Source organism: Streptomyces sp. NPDC002206, assembly GCF_053593595.1.
Genome location: NZ_JBSFCW010000022.1, coordinates 25728 through 42897 on the forward strand (window position 1 = coordinate 25728; position 17170 = coordinate 42897).

Here is a 17170-nt window from a genome sequence, read left to right on the forward strand (position 1 = left end):
ACAGGTTTTCCGGCCACCGGCCGGATGACGGGTGTTCGGCGGCAGGTCTTAGTCTCGTAGTCATGCAGAGCCTGGCGATGATCGAGAACTGGCCCGTCCCCACCGCGGCGGCCGCCGTCGTACGAGCGGACGGCACTGTCGTCGGCAGTCACGGGCCGACCGCGCACCGTTTCCCGCTCGCCTCCGTCACCAAGCCGATCGCCGCCTATGCCGCGCTCGTGGCGTACGAGGAAGGCGCGGTGGAGCTCGACGAACCGGCCGGACCCGAGGGTTCCACGGTCCGGCATCTGCTCGCGCACACCAGCGGGCTCGCCTTCGACGAACACCGGGTGACGGCCGCTCCCGGAACCCGGCGGCTCTACTCCAACGCGGGGTTCGAGGTGCTCGGCGACCACATCTCCAAGGCCACCGACATCCCGTTCCCCGAGTATGTGCGCCAGGCGGTCCTGGAGCCGCTGGGCATGGCGTCGACGACGATGGACGGCTCGCCCGCCCGGGACGGCGTCTCGACCGTCGACGACCTGGTGCGGTTCGCGGCGGAGGTGCAGGCCCCGCGGCTGCTCGATCCGCGTACGGTGCTGGCCGCGCGGACCGTCGTACACCCCGGCCTGAAGGGCGTCCTGCCGGGTTACGGCCACCAGAACCCCAACGACTGGGGGCTCGGCTTCGAGATCCGGGACCACAAGTCGCCGCACTGGACGGGCGGTTCCTCGTCACCCGCGACCTTCGGGCATTTCGGACAGTCGGGAACGTTCCTGTGGATCGATCCGGCCGCGGGTGCGGCGTGCATCGCCCTGACCGACCGGGCCTTCGGCCCGTGGGCGGCCGAGGTCTGGCCGCCGTTCACGGACGCGGTGCTCGCGGAGCTCGTACGTTCAGCGGGGTAGTGCCCTCAGCCGGCTCCGGCCGAGGTCTCGCTCAGCCCGACAACTCCCACACCAGCACCTGCGCCGGCACCTCGGCCACCAGCTCCAGCCCCACCGCCCCGGTGATCCGCGCCGCGTCCCCCGGACCGAGCGTCTCGCCGTCGAGCCGCACCTCGCCGCCGATCACGTGCACATACGCCCGCGCCGCGTCCGGCACCGCCGTGCGCTCCCCGGCGGCCAGCCTGCGCACATGCAGCATCGCTCCGGCTTCCGGGAGGGCGTACGGGGTGGAGTCGGCGATGCCGGGGACGGTCGTGTACGAGGGTTCGCCGCCCGGTTCGAGCGGCGCCAGCCACATCTGAAGAAACGTCAGCGGTATGTCCCCGTCGTTGCGCTCGACGTGGCGTACCCCGGCCGCCGAGCTGAGGTGCTGGACGTCCCCGGCCCGTACGACCGTGGCGTGACCGGCCGAGTCACGGTGGGTCAGCTCGCCCTCGACGACCCAGGTGACGATCTCCGTGTGGCTGTGCGGGTGTTCGTCGAAGCCCGCACCGGGCGCCAGCCGCTCCTCGTTGCAGGCCAGGATCGCGCCGAAGCGCAGGTTGTCCGGGTCGTAGAAGGAGCCGAAGGAGAAGGCGTGCCGGGACAGGATGCCCGCGGCCCCGTCGCCGCCCGTATACCGGTCGTCCGCGCGCTGTACCGAAATCACGGGTCCACGGTAGCCCGGCCGGGCGCCCCTGTGTCCCGGTCGGGACACGGCCGAATCCCGGTCCGGGACCGGCCGTGTCCCGGTCGGAAACCGGCCGTCCGCTACTCGGCAGTACGACCCGCGGCCGCCCCGGCCCTCCGTGCCCGTGGTCCGATAAGGCAGTCTTGTGTTCGTGCCCCGATCCGATCCTGAGCAGCCCGCTGCGAATGACGCCCACCTGCATGCCGCGACCCTGAAGCGACTGGAGCAGTCCTCCGGCCGGCTGGCCGCGAACGCGATCGCCCGCATGGACGAGTCGCTGCCGTGGTACCGGGCGATGCCACCGGAGAACCGGTCCTGGATCGGCCTGGTGGCCCAGGCCGGAATCGCCGCCTTCACCGAGTGGTTCCGCCACCCGGAGACCCCGCAGGCCATCTCCACCGATGTGTTCGGTACGGCCCCGCGCGAGCTGACCCGGGCGATCACGCTGCGCCAGACCGTCGAGATGGTGCGGACGACGATCGAGGTGATGGAGGCCGCGATCGAGGAGGTCGCCGCGCCCGGCGACGAGTCGGTGCTGCGCGAGGCGCTGCTCGTCTACGCGCGGGAGATCGCCTTCGCGACCGCGCAGGTGTACGCGCAGGCCGCCGAGGCGCGCGGCGCCTGGGATGCCCGGCTCGAATCACTCGTGGTGAACGCGGTGTTGTCCGGCGAGGCCGACGAGGGCGCCGTGTCGCGGGCCGCCGCACTCGGCTGGAACTCCCCCGAACATGTCTGTGTGGTCCTCGGCACGGCCCCCGACGGCGACAGCGAACTGACCGTCGAGGCGATCCGGCGGGCCGCCCGGCACGCCAAGCTCCAGGTGCTGACCGGGGTGCTCGGCAACCGGCTGGTCGTCATCGCGGGCGGCAGCGACAACCCACTGCATGTCGCGAAGGCCCTGATCGGCCCGTACGCGGCCGGTCCCGTCGTGGCCGGACCGGTGGTGTCGGACCTCCTTGCGGCCACCCGGTCCGCGCAGGCCGCCGCCGCCGGGCTCAAGGCGTGCAGCGCCTGGCAGGACGCCCCGCGGCCGGTCCTGGCCGACGATCTGCTGCCGGAGCGCGCCATGGCGGGCGACCCTGCCGCGCGTGACCAACTGGTGGAGGAGATCTACAGACCACTCGAAGAGGCGGGCTCCGCGCTGCTGGAAACGCTGAGCGTGTATCTGGAACAGGCGAGCAGTCTGGAGGGCGCCGCCCGGATGTTGTTCGTCCACCCCAACACCGTGCGCTACCGGCTCCGACGTGTGACGGACGTCACCGGGTGGTCGCCTTCTGATGTCCGCTCCGCGTTCACTCTGCGCATCGCCCTGATTCTGGGGCGTCTGGCCGACAGAGATCCCCAGTCCTAGACTTTTGTCGGACATCAACAATTCCCCCTACGGTTCTTCGTCCCTGTCCCCACGGGTGTTCCGGACCGTTCACAAGAGAGAGTGTGAGGGTGCTCGTACTCGTCGCTCCCGGCCAAGGCGCTCAGACGCCCGGCTTCCTGACTCCCTGGCTCGACCTCCCCGGTGCCACCGACCGCATCGCGGCATGGTCCGACGCCATCGGGCTCGACCTTGCCCACTACGGCACCCGGGCCGACGCGGACGAGATCCGCGACACCGCGGTGGCACAGCCGCTGCTGGTCGCCGCGGGTCTGCTGTCCGCCGCCGCGCTTGACGCGTCGCCCGGTGTCGTCGCAGGTCACAGCGTCGGTGAGATCACCGCCGCAGCTCTCGCGGGCGTTCTCGACGACGAGGCCGCGCTCCGTCTCGTACGCACCCGTGGGCTCGCCATGGCCGATGCCGCCGCGATCACCGAGACCGGCATGGCCGCGCTGCTCGGCGGCGAGCCCGAGGTGACGGTCCCTCACCTGGAGAAGCTCGGTCTGACCCCGGCGAACGTCAACGGGGGCGGACAGATCGTCGCCGCCGGCACCGCCGCGCAGATCGCCGCGCTGATCGAGGACAAGCCCGAGGGCGTGCGCCGCGTGGTGCCCCTCAAAGTCGCCGGCGCCTTCCACACGCACCACATGGCCCCTGCGGTCGACCGGCTCCGCGAGGCCGCCGCGGCGCTGACGGTCGCCGATCCGACCGTGACATATGTCTCGAACGCCGATGGAAAGACGGTCGCCACGGGCGACGAGGTCATCTCCCGGCTGGTCGGCCAGGTCGCCAACCCGGTCCGCTGGGACCTGTGCATGGAGACCTTCAAGGCGCTGGGCGTCACCGCGCTCATCGAGGCCTGCCCGGGCGGGACCCTCACCGGTCTCGCCAAGCGCGCACTGCCCGGGGTACAGACCCTCGCGCTGAAGACCCCCGACGACCTCGACGCGGCCCGCGCGCTCATTTCCGAGCACGCAGACGCCTAAGGAGCCCGAGAGCATGTCGAAGATCAAGCCCAGCCAGGGCGCCGCGTACGCACGGATCATGGGTGTCGGCGGCTACCGCCCGACCCGTGTCGTGCCCAACGAGGTGATTCTCGAGAAGATCGACTCGTCCGACGAGTGGATCCGCTCCCGGTCCGGCATCGCCACCCGCCACTGGGCCTCCGAGGAGGAGACCGTGGCTGCGATGTCCGTCGAGGCGGCCGGCAAGGCCATCGCCGACGCCGGGATCACGCCCGAGCAGATCGGCGGGGTCATCGTCTCCACCGTCTCGCACTTCAAGCAGACCCCGGCCGTCGCGACCGAGATCGCCCACAAGGTCGGCGCGGGCAGGCCCGCCGCCTTCGACATCTCCGCCGGCTGCGCGGGCTTCGGCTACGGCCTGACCCTCGCCAAGGGCATGATCGTCGAGGGCTCGGCCGAGTACGTGCTGGTCATCGGCGTGGAGCGGCTCAGCGACCTGACCGACCTGGAGGACAGGGCAACGGCCTTCCTCTTCGGCGACGGCGCAGGCGCGGTCATCGTCGGCCCCTCCGATGTGCCCGCCATAGGCCCGACGGTCTGGGGCTCCGAGGGCGACAAGTCCGACACGATCAAGCAGACCGTGGCGTGGGACGAGTTCCACGCCGAGCGTCCCGAGAAGTTCCCGGCCATCACGCAGGAGGGCCAGGCGGTCTTCCGCTGGGCCGTCTTCGAGATGGCAAAGGTCGCCCAGCAGGCGCTGGACGCGGCCGGGATCGCTCCGGAAGACCTGGACGTCTTCATCCCGCACCAGGCCAACATGCGGATCATCGATTCGATGGTGAAGACCCTGAAGCTGCCGGAACACGTCACGGTCGCCCGCGACGTGGAGACCACCGGCAACACCTCCGCCGCCTCGATTCCGCTCGCTATGGAGCGGCTTCTGGCGACCGGTCAGGCGAAGAGCGGCGACACCGCGCTCGTCATCGGCTTCGGGGCGGGTCTCGTCTACGCCGCGACGGTCGTTACTCTCCCCTAGGCACACCGGACCTTCCGGTCCGGACGTCCGAACCCTGCTGAAATACATCGAAGGAGCGCCAACATGGCCGCCACCCAGGAAGAGATCGTCAACGGTCTCGCCGAGATCGTCAACGAGATCGCCGGTATCCCGGTCGAGGACGTCCAGCTGGACAAGTCCTTCACCGACGACCTGGACGTCGACTCGCTGTCCATGGTCGAGGTCGTCGTCGCCGCCGAAGAGCGCTTCGACGTGAAGATCCCCGACGAGGACGTCAAGAACCTCAAGACGGTCGGCGACGCTGCCGACTACATCCTGAAGCACCAGGCCTGATCCAGCCGGCTCGTGTGTCGCCACCCGGCGGTGGCGCCGCTGATTCACGACCCTCTACACGTGGAGAAGATTTTCCAGTGAACTCGACCAATCGCACCGTGGTCGTCACCGGTATCGGCGCAACCACTCCGCTGGGTGGCGACTCCGCGTCGACCTGGGAAGGTCTGATGGCCGGTCGTTCCGGCGTCAAGCCTCTCGAGGGCGAACGTTTCGCCGAACTGCCCGTCCGGATCGCTGCCCTCGCGGCCGTCGACCCGGGCGACGTACTGCCCCGCCCTCTCGCCCGCAAGCTGGACCGCTCGGCGCAATTCGCGCTGATCGCGGCCCGCGAGGCATGGGCGGACGCCGGCTTCACCGGCAAGGCCGGTGAGGACGACGCGATCCAGCCCGAGCGGCTCGGCTCGGTCATCGCCTCCGGCATCGGTGGCGTGATCACCCTGCTCGACCAGTACGACGTGCTGAAGGAGAAGGGCGTACGCCGCGTCTCCCCGCACACCGTGCCCATGCTCATGCCCAACGGCCCGGCCGCCAACGTCGGCCTGGAGGTCAACGCGCAGGCCGGTGTCCACACCCCGGTCTCCGCCTGTGCATCGGGTGCCGAGGCCATCGGGTACGCCGTCGAGATGATCCGCACCGGCCGTGCCGATGTGGTCCTCGCCGGTGGCACCGAAGCGGCCATCCACCCACTGCCGATCGCGGCGTTCGCCAACATGATGGCGATGTCCAAGAACAACGACGAGCCCCAGAAGGCGTCGCGTCCGTACGACACGGGCCGTGACGGCTTCGTGCTCGGCGAGGGTGCCGGTGTCGTCGTCCTGGAGTCGGCGGAGCACGCGGCCGCGCGTGGTGCCAAGGTCTACTGCGAGGTGCTGGGCCAGGGCCTGTCCGCGGACGCCCACCACATCGCCCAGCCCGAGCCGACCGGTCGCGGGATCGCTGCCGCCATGCAGAACCTGCTGGACCAGACGGATCTCAAGCCGTCGGAGGTCGTGCACCTCAACGCGCACGCCACGTCGACGCCGCAGGGCGATGTCGCGGAGCTGAAGGCTCTGCGCAAGGTTCTGGGCGACGACCTCGACCATGTCGCGATCTCCGCGACGAAGTCGATGACCGGTCACCTGCTCGGTGGCGCGGGCGGCATCGAGACCGTCGCGACGGTTCTGGCGCTGCACCACCGGATGGCTCCGCCGACGATCAACGTGGAGAACCTCGACGAAGCGGTGGAGGCTGACATCGTGCGCGATGAGCCGCGGCCGCTGCCGGAGGGATCGATCGCTGCGATCAACAACTCGTTCGGGTTCGGGGGGCACAACGTGGTGCTGGCGTTCCGCAGCGTCTGATCCCCACCGCCCAGGCTGTACGACGAAGCCCGCCTCCCCGCTCGACCGGGGAGGCGGGCTTCGTCCGCTTGGTTCTCGGCCTCGCCGGCGTTCGAGGCGCGTGGTCCCGGTTCGGGAAGGAGCGGCTGGGGGAACAGGCCCGCCCGCAGGCGCCCCTCACCGCAGGCGCCCCTCACACCACCTGGTGGAGCCAGCGGACCGGGGCGCCCTCGCCTGCGTGCCGGAAGGACTCCAACTCGTCGTCCCACGGCTTGCCGAGGAGTTTGGCGATCTCCGCCTCCAGGTCCGTCTCCCCGCGCACCGACCGCGCCAGCGCAGCCCGCAGCCGGTCCTCCGGCACCAGGATGTCGCCGTGCATGCCGGTGACCGCGTGGAAGATGCCCAGCTCGGGCGTGGAGCTGTAGCGCTCGCCCTCGGCCGTGGCACACGGCTCCGCCGTCACTTCGAAACGCAGCAGATCCCAGCCGCGCAGCGCGGAGGCAAGCTTCGACGCGGCGCCCGCGGCGCCCTTCCAGGAGAACTCGGACCGCCAGGTACCGGGCGCGGCCGGCTGTCTGATCCAGTCGAGCTGGACCCGCGCACCGAGGACACCCGCCACCGCCCATTCGACATGTGGGCAGAGCGCGCGCGGTGCGGAGTGAACGTACAGAACTCCACGTGTCGTCACCGGGACCTCCAGTGTGGGACGAGCTTCGCCTTCCCCAGCGGCCTCGCGCCCGTACCGCCTCTTCCTGGCCGGCTCCCGAGGTTGCCATCAGTAAACAGCATCGGGAGTGAATATCCTGAAAAGGGACAGTATGTGACGTGATGTGATTTTCCGATACCACCCAATTGGAGCCGGATGGCGGAACGTGGCGCTGGTTCGACGGGGAAAAGCTACCGTGCGGCGGCGCCCCAGGTGTGACGTACTGTCGGTCCCGGTCCCATGATTCGCTCAGCATTCACCCGGCAGGGCGCCCGGGCCTGCCGCCTGGGGCTACGAGGAGTTGCCGGGGGCATAAACGGGAGGGCACGAGGGATGCAGAATCGTTTCGCAAGCCACCGCTCGCGCACCGCTGCCGCCGTGCTGACGGTGCTTCCGGTCATCGCCGTGGCCGCGCTGACCGGCTGTGACGCCGGGCAGGACGGGACGACGAAGGGGACGGCCGCCGCGAAGCACCGCTCCTCCGCTGTGCATGCCCCCGTCTGGGACCGCAGTCCCGAGTCGGTCGCCGCCGTCGGGGACTCCATCACACGGGGGTTCGATGCCTGTTCGGTGCTGACCGACTGCCCGGAAGTGTCCTGGGCGACCGGCACGGACAGCGAGGTCCGGAGCCTCGCGGTGCGGCTGCTCGGCACCTCGCGCGCGGCCGCGCACAGCTGGAACCACGCCGAGACGGGAGCCCGGATCGCCCAGTTGCCGGAGCAGATGGCCCTTGCCGCGCAGCAGAAGCCGGATCTGGTGACGGTGATGATCGGCGCCAATGACGCCTGCCGGGACTCGGCGGAGATGATGACGCCGGTGGCGGACTTCCGGGCGTCGTTCAAGGCGTCGATGCGTCAGCTGCGCAGCAGGGCGCCGAAGACGCAGGTCTACGTGTCGAGCGTGCCGGATCTCAAGCGCCTCTGGTCGACGGGGCGCGGCAACCCACTGGGCAAGCAGATCTGGAAGCTGGGGATCTGCAGGTCGATGCTGGGCCAGGCGGATGACATGAGTGCCGCGGCCGTGGCACGCCGCGCCTCGGTGCAGAAGCGGGTCGTCGCCTACAACAAGGTGCTGCGGGACGTGTGCGCGAAGGATCTGCGCTGCCGGTACGACGGCGGTGCGGTCTTCGGCTACCGGTTCACCGGCAAGCAGCTCAGCCAGTGGGACTGGTTCCATCCGGGGCGCAACGGACAGGCCCGGCTGGCGGAGATCGCGTACCGCAATGTCACGGCGCGGAGGCCCCCGGCGTAGCACAGCCACGTGGTCTAAGGTCCGTGATCATGGAAACGGGTTTGAGCACGGCGATACGTACGGAAGTCTTCGGCACCCTCGTGGACGGCACCGCCGTCCACCGCTGGACGCTGGAACGGGCCGGTACGCGCGTACGCGTCCTGACGTACGGCGGCGTCGTGCAGTCGGTCGAGGTGCCCGGGCGGGACGGCATACGGGCACCGGTGGCGCTCGGGCTGCCGGATCTCACGGCGTACGAGAAGTCCTCCGGTCCGTACTTCGGGGCGCTGGTCGGGCGGTACGCGAACCGGATCGCGCGCGGCTCCTTCGTACTCGACGGGCAGACCCACCGGGTGACCCGGAACGAGGGGCGCAACCATGTGCACGGCGGGGCCCGTGGCTTCGACAGACGTGTGTGGGAGGCGCGGGAACTCACCGACGGTGTGGAGCTCTCCCTGATCGCGGAGGACGGCGAGGAGGGCTTCCCGGGGCGGCTGGCGGTCTCGGCCGCGTACACCCTGGACGAGGACGGGGCGCTGCGCATCGCATACCGGGCGACGACGGACGCGCCGACCGTGCTGAACCTGACCAATCACACGTACTGGAACCTGGCCGGCGCCGACAGCGGCAGCGCGGTCGGGCACACGCTGCGGATCGCGGCGGGGCGGATCACGCCGACGGACGCGGAGTCGCTGCCGACGGGTGAATTCCTGCCGGTGGACGGGACCCGGTTCGACTTCCGGGAGCCGAAGACCGTCGGTGGGGGGTACGACCACAACTTCGTTCTGGACGCCGCCGCCGACGGTCCGGTCGCCGAGCTGTGCGACCCCGTGTCGGGGCGCGTCCTGACCGTCACGACGACCGAGCCGGGGCTGCAGCTGTACACCGCCGACCACTTCGACGGGCGGCCGTACGGGCCCTGCGACGGGATCGCGCTGGAGACGCAGCACTTCCCGGACTCGCCGAACCGGCCGGATTTCCCGAGCACGGTGCTGCGGCCGGGCGAGGAGTACGTGTCGACGACGGTGTACGGGTTCTCGGTGCGCTGACGCGGGAACGCGGCGGTCGACGGGCAGGGGAAGGGCCCCGGGGCCGGGTCAGGTGCCGCTCCGGGGCCCTTCCGTCCGAGTGGCGTTACCCCTTGATCTCCGTCGTCGCCGTCAGGCGTTCGTCGCCGAGCGAGCGTGCCGCCTGCACCTCGTAGTTGCCGGGCACGAGGGTCCGCGGGTGCGGTGCCCGGCCCGCCTTCTCCCAGGCCCGGTAGCCGACGAAGACACCCTCGTCGTAGTGGAGTTCTCCGTCGGTGGGAGTGGTGGTGGAGACCGGGACGTCGGCGAGCGCGACCGGCCAGGTGGTGGGCAGGCGGCCGCCCGGTTCGGCGGCACCGGGCCAGGACGTCGGCGAGGGCAGCGCCGCCCTCCTGGCCCGGGAACCGGCTGAGCAGCACCGCGACGACCGCGTCGCGTCAGGGAAGCTCCACCGGGGAGCCGGAGTTGACGACCACCACGGTGTTCGGGTTGACCGCGGCGACGGCCCGGACCAGGTCGTCCTGGCGGCCGGGGAGCCTCAGGTCGGTGCGGTCGAAGCCCTCGGATTCGACGCGTTCGGTGGTGCCGACCACGACGACCGCGGTGTCCGCGGCGCGGGCCGCTTCGACGGCCTCCTGTTATGCACGGGGATGGCGTACGGTCCTGCTGGCAGGGACGAACAGCACCGAGTGGCTGCTCGACCCCGGAGCGGTGGACATGCCGGCCGCGTTCCAGGACTTTCTGCGACTGTTGCGGCCGGAGCCCGCGGACGCCCCGGACGAGCCCGACGTGCACAGCGGCTGACCGGTATGCGGCGGGCGTCGCTCAGCGGGCGAGGCCCAGCGTGACGCCCAGCCCGATGAGCACCGAACCGATGCCGCGGTTGAGGACCTTCTGCCACCGCAGCATCGCGGTGCGCAGCTGCTCGTGCGAGAAGAACAGCGCGACCAATGCGAACCAGCCGAGGTGGGCGGCGGACATGAAGAGCCCGTAGCCCGCCTGCTGCCACAGGCCGGTGTCCTCTCCGACGACCTGGGTGAAGGTCGACACGACGAAGAGTGTGGTCTTGGGGTTCAGCGCGTTGGTCAGGAAGCCGGTGCGCAGAGCCCCGAGCCGGGTCAGGGCCGGCTTCGACTCCAGATCAACGACGAGATCGTTACGGGCGAAGAACGTCCGTACCCCGATGTAGACGAGATACGCCGCGCCGGCCAGCTTGATCGCAGTGAACAGAGCGGTCGAGGACGCGATCAGCAGCCCGACGCCGAGCATCGTGTACGTGACATGGACGAGGACGCCCGCGGCGACTCCGGTGGCCGCGAGGAGACCGGTCGTCCGGCCGTAGAGGTAGCTGTTGCGCACGACCATCGCGAAGTCGGCGCCCGGGCTGATGACGGCGAGGACGGTGATGACGGCGACGGCGATGATCTCGGTCATGGCTCGGGGTCCCCTCGGTCCTCAGTCCTTGTTGAGGGTGTACGGGGAAGGGGCCGCGTCCTCGTCGTCGGCGGGCGGCGCCGTCAGGTCCCGCGCGAGCAGGGTGGCTCCGGCGACGGCGCCCGGCATCAGGAACACCGCGACGAACGGGAGCAGGAAGGCGAGTCCCAGCGGTACTCCGAAGCCGAGGGTCAGCATGCGGCGGCCGCGCAACAGGACGAGCCGGTCCGCCAGGACCAGGCCGCGGCGCTGGAGCGCGACCGCGGTGAGCTCCTCGGCGAGGAAGTAGCCGGTGACACAGAATCCGATCGCGGGGACCACGGTCTGGCCGACGACCGGGACGAACCCGAGGGCGAAGAGCAGTACGGCGTACAGCGAGACGCGCATGAGAATGCGGAGGCTGTCACGGGCGGAGATCCATAGTTCACGCCAGAGCGGCAGCCCGGACTCGGGGACGTCGCCGCCCTCCGACCGGTCCACCTGCTCGGAGAGCGACTCGTAGAACGGCTGGCCGACCAGCAGCGTCACGGCGGTGAACGTGATCACGGCGAGGAACAGCCCGAGGGCGAAGACCAGCACGGTGAGCGTGACCCGGAGCAGGCCGAGCCAGGGCGAGGACCAGTCGTCGGCGAACGGGGTCGCCCAGGCCACGAAGTCGTCGGCGCCGTAGCCGAGGCCGACCAGCACTGCCGCGTACACGACGAGCGTGACGAGGCCGGGGATCAGGCCGAAGCCGAACCAGCGTCCGTGTCGGCCGACCCAGCGTTGCCCCTTGATCAAATAGCTGAAACCCACCCCTAGATCGCGCATGGCGTCAGCGTAACGGGGGCGGTAGGGGTTGCGTTGACCGGGGAGTTGGGGCCGGCCCGGACTCCCCGGACGTTCTGTCCGCGATCTCCGGGCGGTCGGATCCGTCCGCGGTCAGGTCAGGCGGATCACGTTCCAGGACATGGGTTCCGGTGTCGCCCTCAGCACTGAACGTCCGACATGCCGAACGAGGTTGAGGGCGGTACGCAAGTGAGGGCCGCACCCCGGCGGGGTGCGGCCCTCACTTGCGTGCAGGCAGTGCGGGCGATCAGACGACCGACAGCTCGACCTTGATGTTGCCGCGCGTGGCGTTCGAGTACGGGCACACCTGGTGGGCCTTCTCGATGAGCGACTGCGCGGTGGCGGTGTCGACGTTCGGGATGGTCGCGGAGATCGCGACCTCCAGGCCGAAGCCACCCTCGGCGGTCTTGCCGATGGAGACCGCGGCGGTCACGGTGGAGCCGGAGATGTCGGCCTTCTCCTGACGGGCCACCACACCGAGCGCGCCCTGGAAGCAGGCGCTGTAGCCTGCCGCGAAGAGCTGCTCCGGGTTGGTGCCCGCGCCGTTGCCGCCCAGCTCCTTCGGCGGGTTGACGACGACGTCGAGCCGGCCGTCGTCGGAGGAGACGCGGCCGTCACGGCCGTTCTCCGCGGTGGCGACAGCGGTGTACGCGACGGTTATGTCCTGAATGGCCATGCTGAGGTTTCCTCTGCTGTAGCGCCGCAACTCGCGCCCACGATCGCGACGGCCTGCGGATGAGACTAACGGTGACGGCGAACCGCTGTCAGCCGAGGGAGACGATCATCTTTCCGGTGTTCTCGCCGCGCATCAGGCCGAGGAACGCATCGAAGCCGTTCTCGATGCCCTCGACGACGGTCTCGCGGTACTTCAGCTCACCGGAGGCCAGCCAGCCGGCGACCTCCTGGACGAACTGCGGCTGGAGCGCGGCGTGGTCGCCGACGAGCATGCCCTGCAGACGCAGCCGCTTGCCGATGACGAGCGCGAGGTTGCGCGGGCCGGGGGTCGGCTCGGTCGCGTTGTACTGGGCGATCATTCCGCAGATGGTGGCGCGGCCGTGCACATGGAGCGAGGAGATCGCCGCTTCGAGGTGCTCGCCACCGACGTTGTCGAAGTAGACGTCGATGCCGTCGGGGGCGGCCTGGCGCAGCTGCTCGGCAACCGGGCCGTTCTTGTAGTTGAAGGCGGCGTCGAAGCCGTACTCCTCGACGAGGAGCTTGACCTTCTCGTCGGATCCGGCCGAGCCGATGACCCGCGAGGCACCCCTGAGCTTCGCCATCTGGCCGACCTGACTGCCGACGGCACCGGCGGCACCGGAGACGAAGACGGCGTCGCCCTCCTTGAAGGACGCGACCTCGAAGAGGCCCGCGTAGGCGGTGAGCCCGGTCATGCCGAGCACGCCGAGGTAGGCGGAGAGGGGGGCCAGGTCCGGGTCGACCTTGACGGCGTGCTGAGCCGGGACGTCGGCGTACTCGCGCCAGCCCAGACCGTGCAGGACGTGGTCACCGACCGCGATCCCCTCGGCGTTGGAGGCGATGACCTCGCCGACCGCGCCGCCTTCCATGGGGTGATCCAGCTTGAAGGGCGGGGTGTACGACTTCACGTCGTTCATCCGGCCCCGCATGTACGGGTCGACCGAGAAGTGCAGATTGCGGACGAGGACGCGACCCTCGGCGGGAGCGGTGACCGGGGCCTCACGCAGCGCGAAATCCTCGGCCTTCGGCCAGCCGTGGGGGCGGGCTACAAGGTGCCATTCACGACTCGACGTGGGAAGTGCTGCAGACATGGGCTCGGGTTCTCCTCGATGTCCTACGAGTGGGGGAAGCGATCCGCCGGGTCCCGCCGGGTTCGGTCCGCCGGGTTCCGTCGCAGAAAAGCTTCATAACATGAAACAACCATGCTCCTGAATATTTCATGTTGTCAAGTAACTGGCTATCCTGGGTGTCATGGCCACCACTCGAACAGACCCACTGACCCTCGAAGTCGTCGAGCTCATCGGCACGGTCGTGGCGCGCTACTACGAGGAGTACGACCGGGCCGCGGCCGCGCACTCGCTCACCGGCGCGCAGGCCCGGGTCCTCGGGCTGCTCTCCCTGGAGCCGACGCCGATGCGCAAGATCGCCCAGAAGCTGAAGTGCGAGCCGTCGAACGTGACGGGGATCGTCGACCGGCTGGAGATGCGTGGGCTGGTGGAGCGTCGGCCCGACCCGGCCGACCGGCGGGTGAAGCTGGCCGCCGCGACGGAGAAGGGTGCCCGGACCGCGCTGCAGCTCCGCGAGTCGCTCGGCTTCGCACGCGAGCCGCTCGCCGAGCTGTCGCACGCGGAGCGTGCGGTGCTGCGGGACCTGCTGCGACGGATGCTGGGCGTGGACGCGGAGTCCTAGAGCCGCAGGCCCAGGGACTGTTCCGTAATCCGTGCCGGGCGCACGACGACAGCCACGGCACCTCACCGCACTGTCGGAACGCCCGAATACGCCCCGCACGATGACGCCCCTCCGCCTTGCGATGCACCGCACCTGACGCCGCGCGCCGATCCACCGGGGATTACGGAACCGCCCTCAGAAGCAGAAAATGAGCCAGCACGACTCGGTCTTGGTCGGGCTGGGCTTGGGCGGCGCGGGGTTCGGGGGCTGTGACGGGTTGCCGGTCGGGGTACCCGCCGGGTCGCGAGGCGATCCGGAAGGACTCGGTCCGGACGACGGATCCGTGGAGGACGTGGCGCCGCCGGAGGGCGTGGTGGTGGCCGCGGGCGGGCCGGAGCCCGCACCTCCGGGGGCACCGGCGCCGGCGCCGGTGCCGGTGCCGGTGCCGGTCTCGGTGCCCGGCCGGCCGGTGCCGGAGGTGTGCGCGTCGGTGGAGGGGACGGTGGAGGGACTGTCCACCGGTCCGGGGCTGTCGATGTCGTGGCTCGACGAGGGTTTCGGCGCCGGCGCGGTCGTGACGTCGGTGGCCTCGCGCACGTAGTCCGAGGCGCCGTCGTCCCCCTTCGGTTCGATGGCCAGCTCGGCGAGGCTCAGCGCCCCGGCGGCGAGCACGACACCGAGGACGGCGAGCAGGGCGGTACGGCCGCGACGGCGGTGCGAACGGCGGCCACGCCCTCCCCGGCCGCCACGTTGCCCCCTGGCGCCTCGTTCTTCCCGGCCGCCACGCTGATCCCTGGCGACAAGCTCATCCCTGGCGACAGGCTCGTCCCCGGCAGCACGCTCGTCCATGCCGCCTCGCTCGTCCCGGCGCGCCCGACGCGAGCCGCCCGACGCGCGTGCATTCGCGGACCCGCGTCTGCTCCCGGACCCGCGCGGACCGCGGCCGCCCGGGGCAGGCTCGGCGGCGCCGCGGGACCGGCGGCGACGTCCGCCCGGCGCTGACGGCAGGGCTTTCACACGCTCCGCGTCCGGTTCGTGGCCGGAGAGGGCGGGCGTGGCGTAGTGGCTCAGCGCCTCGACGGGGGTTCCGCACCCGGCACAGGCGAGGGCGCCGTTGAGATGCCGCTGACACGGGTGGCAGTAATCCATGGCGCCCGAAGATTAAGTGCCGATAGGACAACAGAGAAAGCCGCTCACGTGAGGATCCTGTGTGGAAACGTTAATTCCATGAGCGCCGCCCCTTTTGGTCCACTCGAGTTCCAGCTCGTCCTGCTCCGCCGGATGGCCGACCACCAGCCCGGCCTCGTCGAGGACGCCCGGCACGAACTCAGCGCCTCACTCGCCGAGATGCGAGAGGCCAACCGCCGCTGGCAGGCGATGGTGCGGGCGCCCCGCGGCCGCGGATCGTTGCGCCGCTACCGCTCGGCGCTGGGCGAACCCGAGTCCTCCGTACACCGCCGGATCGGCGATCTGGAGTGCGACGCCCTGCTCTGGCCGGTGCCGCTCTGGCCGGAGCTGCGGTTCGAGGTGATGGTCGCACCGGGCGGGGCCGTATGGAACGAGTGGCTGGTCAGAGCCCCGGGGGCGACCGGCCCCGAGCTCCGTACGATCGACGATCTGCACCCCTGGTCGTGCACCGTCGACGAGGTCGCCCGGGCCTTCCCGCCGGCCCGCCCGATGGAGGGCAGCGCGCCGACCCGGTGGGCGCTCGCGATCACCGACCCCGGGACGGGTGCGCCGTACGTCGCCGAGTTCACCTGGGGACTGTTCCAGCGAATGCTCCAGGGCACACCCCAGCCCTGACCTGGCAGTCCGCCGGCTCCGCGCCCCCTGATGGCCCATCCCAGCGGGCGGCGGCACCGCCCGCGCCGCACGATGCGAAGAGGGCCGGCCGCCGCCGGCACCCCCCATCAGCGCTCCCGGGAGACCTGCCGTGACCGTCAGTCTTGAGCAGTTGCGCCGCTGCCACGTCGCCGTCGACCTCGGGGCCGCCCGGACCCGCGTGTACATCAAAGGGCTCGGGCTCGTCGTCGACGAGCCGAGTGCCGCCGCCATCAACACCCGCAGCGGTTCGCTCATCGCCGTCGGTGAGCTCGCCGAGAAGATGACGGGCCGCACCCCCGACTACATCCGGGTGGTCCGCCCGGTCTCCGGCGGGTCTGTCATCGACATCGAAATGGCCCAGCGCATGCTCCGCCATCTGCTCGGCGAGAAGCTCCGCCGTCAGCTGCGCCGCAAGCCGCGGCTGCGCGCCGCCGCCTGCACCCCGCACGACAGCGATCCGCTCGCCCAGCGCGCCACCATCGAGACCCTGGTCGGGCTCGGCGCCCGGCGGGTCGAGCTGGTCGACACCCTGCTTGCCGCGGCGGTCGGCTGCGACCTCCCGGTCGAGCAACCGGTCGGGAGCATGATCATGGTGTGCGGGGCGGCGACCACCCAGATCGCCGTGCTCTCGCTCGGTTCGATCGTGACCGCCGTACGGATCCCGATCGGCGGCGACGCCATCGACCACGCGGTGATCCAGCATCTGCGCCAGCAGCACGAGCTGATGCTGGCGAGCCAGTCGGTACGCCCGTTGCAACTGGCCCTCAGCGGCAACGGCCTGACCCCGCACGGACCCGCCGTGACCGAGATCCACGGCCGTGACGTGGTGACCGGTCTGGCCCGCTCGGTGCAGGTCGACACCGCCGCCGTGCGGCTCGCCATCCACGCCCCGCTGACCGCGGTCCTCGACGGCCTCGGCAAGGTGCTGCGCCACTGCCCGCCCGATCTGGTGGCCGACCTCGCGGACTGCGGGATCATGATGGTCGGCGGCAGTGCGCTGCTGCCCGGGCTCGACCAGATGCTGCGCGATGCGACGAGCATGCCGGTGCACATCGCGGAGCGCCCCGATGTGTGCGCCGTCCTGGGGCTCGGCGCCATGCTGGACGGCAAGGTCGAGCCGATGGTCCTCAACCCGCTGGCCGCCTGACGACCGTCGGGGCGG

Annotated in this window: 19 protein-coding genes and 2 pseudogenes; 12 read left to right on the plus strand and 9 right to left on the minus strand. The window is 70.6% G+C overall.

Annotated features, from left to right (window positions below):
* Positions 1 to 62: 62 nt before the first annotated feature.
* Positions 63 to 887, plus strand: a complete 825-nt coding sequence (locus tag ACWCP8_RS29425) for a serine hydrolase domain-containing protein (RefSeq protein WP_451119110.1) — start codon at positions 63 to 65, stop codon at positions 885 to 887.
* 31 nt (positions 888 to 918) lie between these two features.
* On the opposite strand, the gene ACWCP8_RS29430 is transcribed toward ACWCP8_RS29425, so the two are convergent.
* Complete coding sequence (locus ACWCP8_RS29430) at positions 919 to 1575, minus strand: pirin family protein (protein WP_352261930.1); 657 nt, start codon at positions 1573 to 1575, stop codon at positions 919 to 921.
* Between the two features lie 172 nt (positions 1576 to 1747).
* Here ACWCP8_RS29430 and ACWCP8_RS29435 point away from each other — a divergent pair, with 172 nt between their 5' ends.
* From ACWCP8_RS29435 to fabF, 5 genes are all read left to right on the plus strand, one after another.
* Positions 1748 to 2947, plus strand: a complete 1200-nt coding sequence (locus ACWCP8_RS29435) for a PucR family transcriptional regulator (protein WP_267005324.1) — start codon at positions 1748 to 1750, stop codon at positions 2945 to 2947.
* An 89-nt stretch (positions 2948 to 3036) separates the two neighbouring features.
* Positions 3037 to 3951, plus strand: a complete 915-nt coding sequence (locus tag ACWCP8_RS29440) for an ACP S-malonyltransferase (protein ID WP_328627902.1) — start codon at positions 3037 to 3039, stop codon at positions 3949 to 3951.
* Positions 3952 to 3964: 13 nt separating this feature from the next.
* The gene (locus ACWCP8_RS29445; protein ID WP_352261933.1) at positions 3965 to 4966 is read left to right on the plus strand and encodes a ketoacyl-ACP synthase III; all 1002 of its coding nucleotides are present in this window, start codon (positions 3965 to 3967) and stop codon (positions 4964 to 4966) included.
* A gap of 63 nt (positions 4967 to 5029) precedes the next feature.
* Positions 5030 to 5278: an acyl carrier protein gene (locus ACWCP8_RS29450; protein WP_030925892.1), complete on the plus strand. Its 249-nt coding sequence runs from the start codon at positions 5030 to 5032 to the stop codon at positions 5276 to 5278.
* A gap of 77 nt (positions 5279 to 5355) precedes the next feature.
* The gene (gene fabF, locus ACWCP8_RS29455) at positions 5356 to 6618 is read left to right on the plus strand and encodes a beta-ketoacyl-ACP synthase II (RefSeq protein WP_030925891.1); all 1263 of its coding nucleotides are present in this window, start codon (positions 5356 to 5358) and stop codon (positions 6616 to 6618) included.
* Positions 6619 to 6790: 172 nt separating this feature from the next.
* On the opposite strand, the gene ACWCP8_RS29460 is transcribed toward fabF, so the two are convergent.
* Positions 6791 to 7285: a DUF3145 domain-containing protein gene (locus ACWCP8_RS29460; RefSeq protein WP_451119113.1), complete on the minus strand. Its 495-nt coding sequence runs from the start codon at positions 7283 to 7285 to the stop codon at positions 6791 to 6793.
* Between the two features lie 351 nt (positions 7286 to 7636).
* Between ACWCP8_RS29460 and ACWCP8_RS29465 the strand changes: the two genes are divergently transcribed.
* Together ACWCP8_RS29465 and ACWCP8_RS29470 are read left to right on the plus strand one after the other, a co-directional pair.
* Positions 7637 to 8554: an SGNH/GDSL hydrolase family protein gene (locus tag ACWCP8_RS29465; protein WP_356320677.1), complete on the plus strand. Its 918-nt coding sequence runs from the start codon at positions 7637 to 7639 to the stop codon at positions 8552 to 8554.
* 29 nt (positions 8555 to 8583) lie between these two features.
* Positions 8584 to 9582, plus strand: a complete 999-nt coding sequence (locus tag ACWCP8_RS29470; RefSeq protein WP_451119115.1) for an aldose epimerase family protein — start codon at positions 8584 to 8586, stop codon at positions 9580 to 9582.
* A 181-nt stretch (positions 9583 to 9763) separates the two neighbouring features.
* Here ACWCP8_RS29470 and ACWCP8_RS29475 read toward each other — a convergent pair.
* Positions 9764 to 10196: pseudogene (locus ACWCP8_RS29475) on the minus strand (glycoside hydrolase family 3 protein); the annotation flags it as partial.
* On the opposite strand from ACWCP8_RS29475, the gene ACWCP8_RS29480 reads away from it, so the two are divergent.
* A complete protein-coding gene (locus tag ACWCP8_RS29480) occupies positions 10144 to 10365 on the plus strand; it encodes a hypothetical protein (RefSeq protein ID WP_352261936.1) in 222 nt (73 codons plus the stop codon). The pseudogene ACWCP8_RS29475 and the gene ACWCP8_RS29480 overlap by 53 nt on opposite strands.
* A gap of 21 nt (positions 10366 to 10386) precedes the next feature.
* Here ACWCP8_RS29480 and ACWCP8_RS29485 read toward each other — a convergent pair whose 3' ends face one another.
* From ACWCP8_RS29485 to ACWCP8_RS29500, 4 genes are all read right to left on the minus strand, one after another.
* The gene (locus ACWCP8_RS29485; RefSeq protein ID WP_267005318.1) at positions 10387 to 10995 is read right to left on the minus strand and encodes a LysE family translocator; all 609 of its coding nucleotides are present in this window, start codon (positions 10993 to 10995) and stop codon (positions 10387 to 10389) included.
* 21 nt (positions 10996 to 11016) lie between these two features.
* Positions 11017 to 11805 (minus strand): EI24 domain-containing protein, encoded by a 789-nt coding sequence (locus ACWCP8_RS29490; protein WP_352261937.1) that lies wholly within the window; start codon positions 11803 to 11805, stop codon positions 11017 to 11019.
* 265 nt (positions 11806 to 12070) lie between these two features.
* On the minus strand, positions 12071 to 12499 hold the full coding sequence (locus ACWCP8_RS29495) for an organic hydroperoxide resistance protein (protein ID WP_030970296.1): 429 nt from the start codon (positions 12497 to 12499) through the stop codon (positions 12071 to 12073).
* An 88-nt stretch (positions 12500 to 12587) separates the two neighbouring features.
* The gene (locus ACWCP8_RS29500; RefSeq protein WP_267005315.1) at positions 12588 to 13607 is read right to left on the minus strand and encodes an NADP-dependent oxidoreductase; all 1020 of its coding nucleotides are present in this window, start codon (positions 13605 to 13607) and stop codon (positions 12588 to 12590) included.
* 160 nt (positions 13608 to 13767) lie between these two features.
* Here ACWCP8_RS29500 and ACWCP8_RS29505 point away from each other — a divergent pair, with 160 nt between their 5' ends.
* Positions 13768 to 14205 (plus strand): MarR family winged helix-turn-helix transcriptional regulator, encoded by a 438-nt coding sequence (locus ACWCP8_RS29505; protein WP_352261940.1) that lies wholly within the window; start codon positions 13768 to 13770, stop codon positions 14203 to 14205.
* A 174-nt stretch (positions 14206 to 14379) separates the two neighbouring features.
* Here ACWCP8_RS29505 and ACWCP8_RS29510 read toward each other — a convergent pair whose 3' ends face one another.
* Positions 14380 to 15033, minus strand: a complete 654-nt coding sequence (locus ACWCP8_RS29510; protein WP_451119189.1) for a hypothetical protein — start codon at positions 15031 to 15033, stop codon at positions 14380 to 14382.
* Positions 15034 to 15105: 72 nt separating this feature from the next.
* Positions 15106 to 15333, minus strand: a pseudogene (locus tag ACWCP8_RS29515) (SCO2400 family protein); the annotation flags it as partial.
* Between the two features lie 78 nt (positions 15334 to 15411).
* Between ACWCP8_RS29515 and ACWCP8_RS29520 the strand changes: the two are divergent.
* Entirely contained in the window at positions 15412 to 15987 is a 576-nt protein-coding gene (locus tag ACWCP8_RS29520; protein WP_451119119.1) for a hypothetical protein, read from the plus strand.
* Positions 15988 to 16117: 130 nt separating this feature from the next.
* On the plus strand, positions 16118 to 17155 hold the full coding sequence (locus ACWCP8_RS29525; RefSeq protein WP_451119121.1) for a rod shape-determining protein: 1038 nt from the start codon (positions 16118 to 16120) through the stop codon (positions 17153 to 17155).
* The last annotated feature ends 15 nt before the right edge of the window (positions 17156 to 17170 follow it).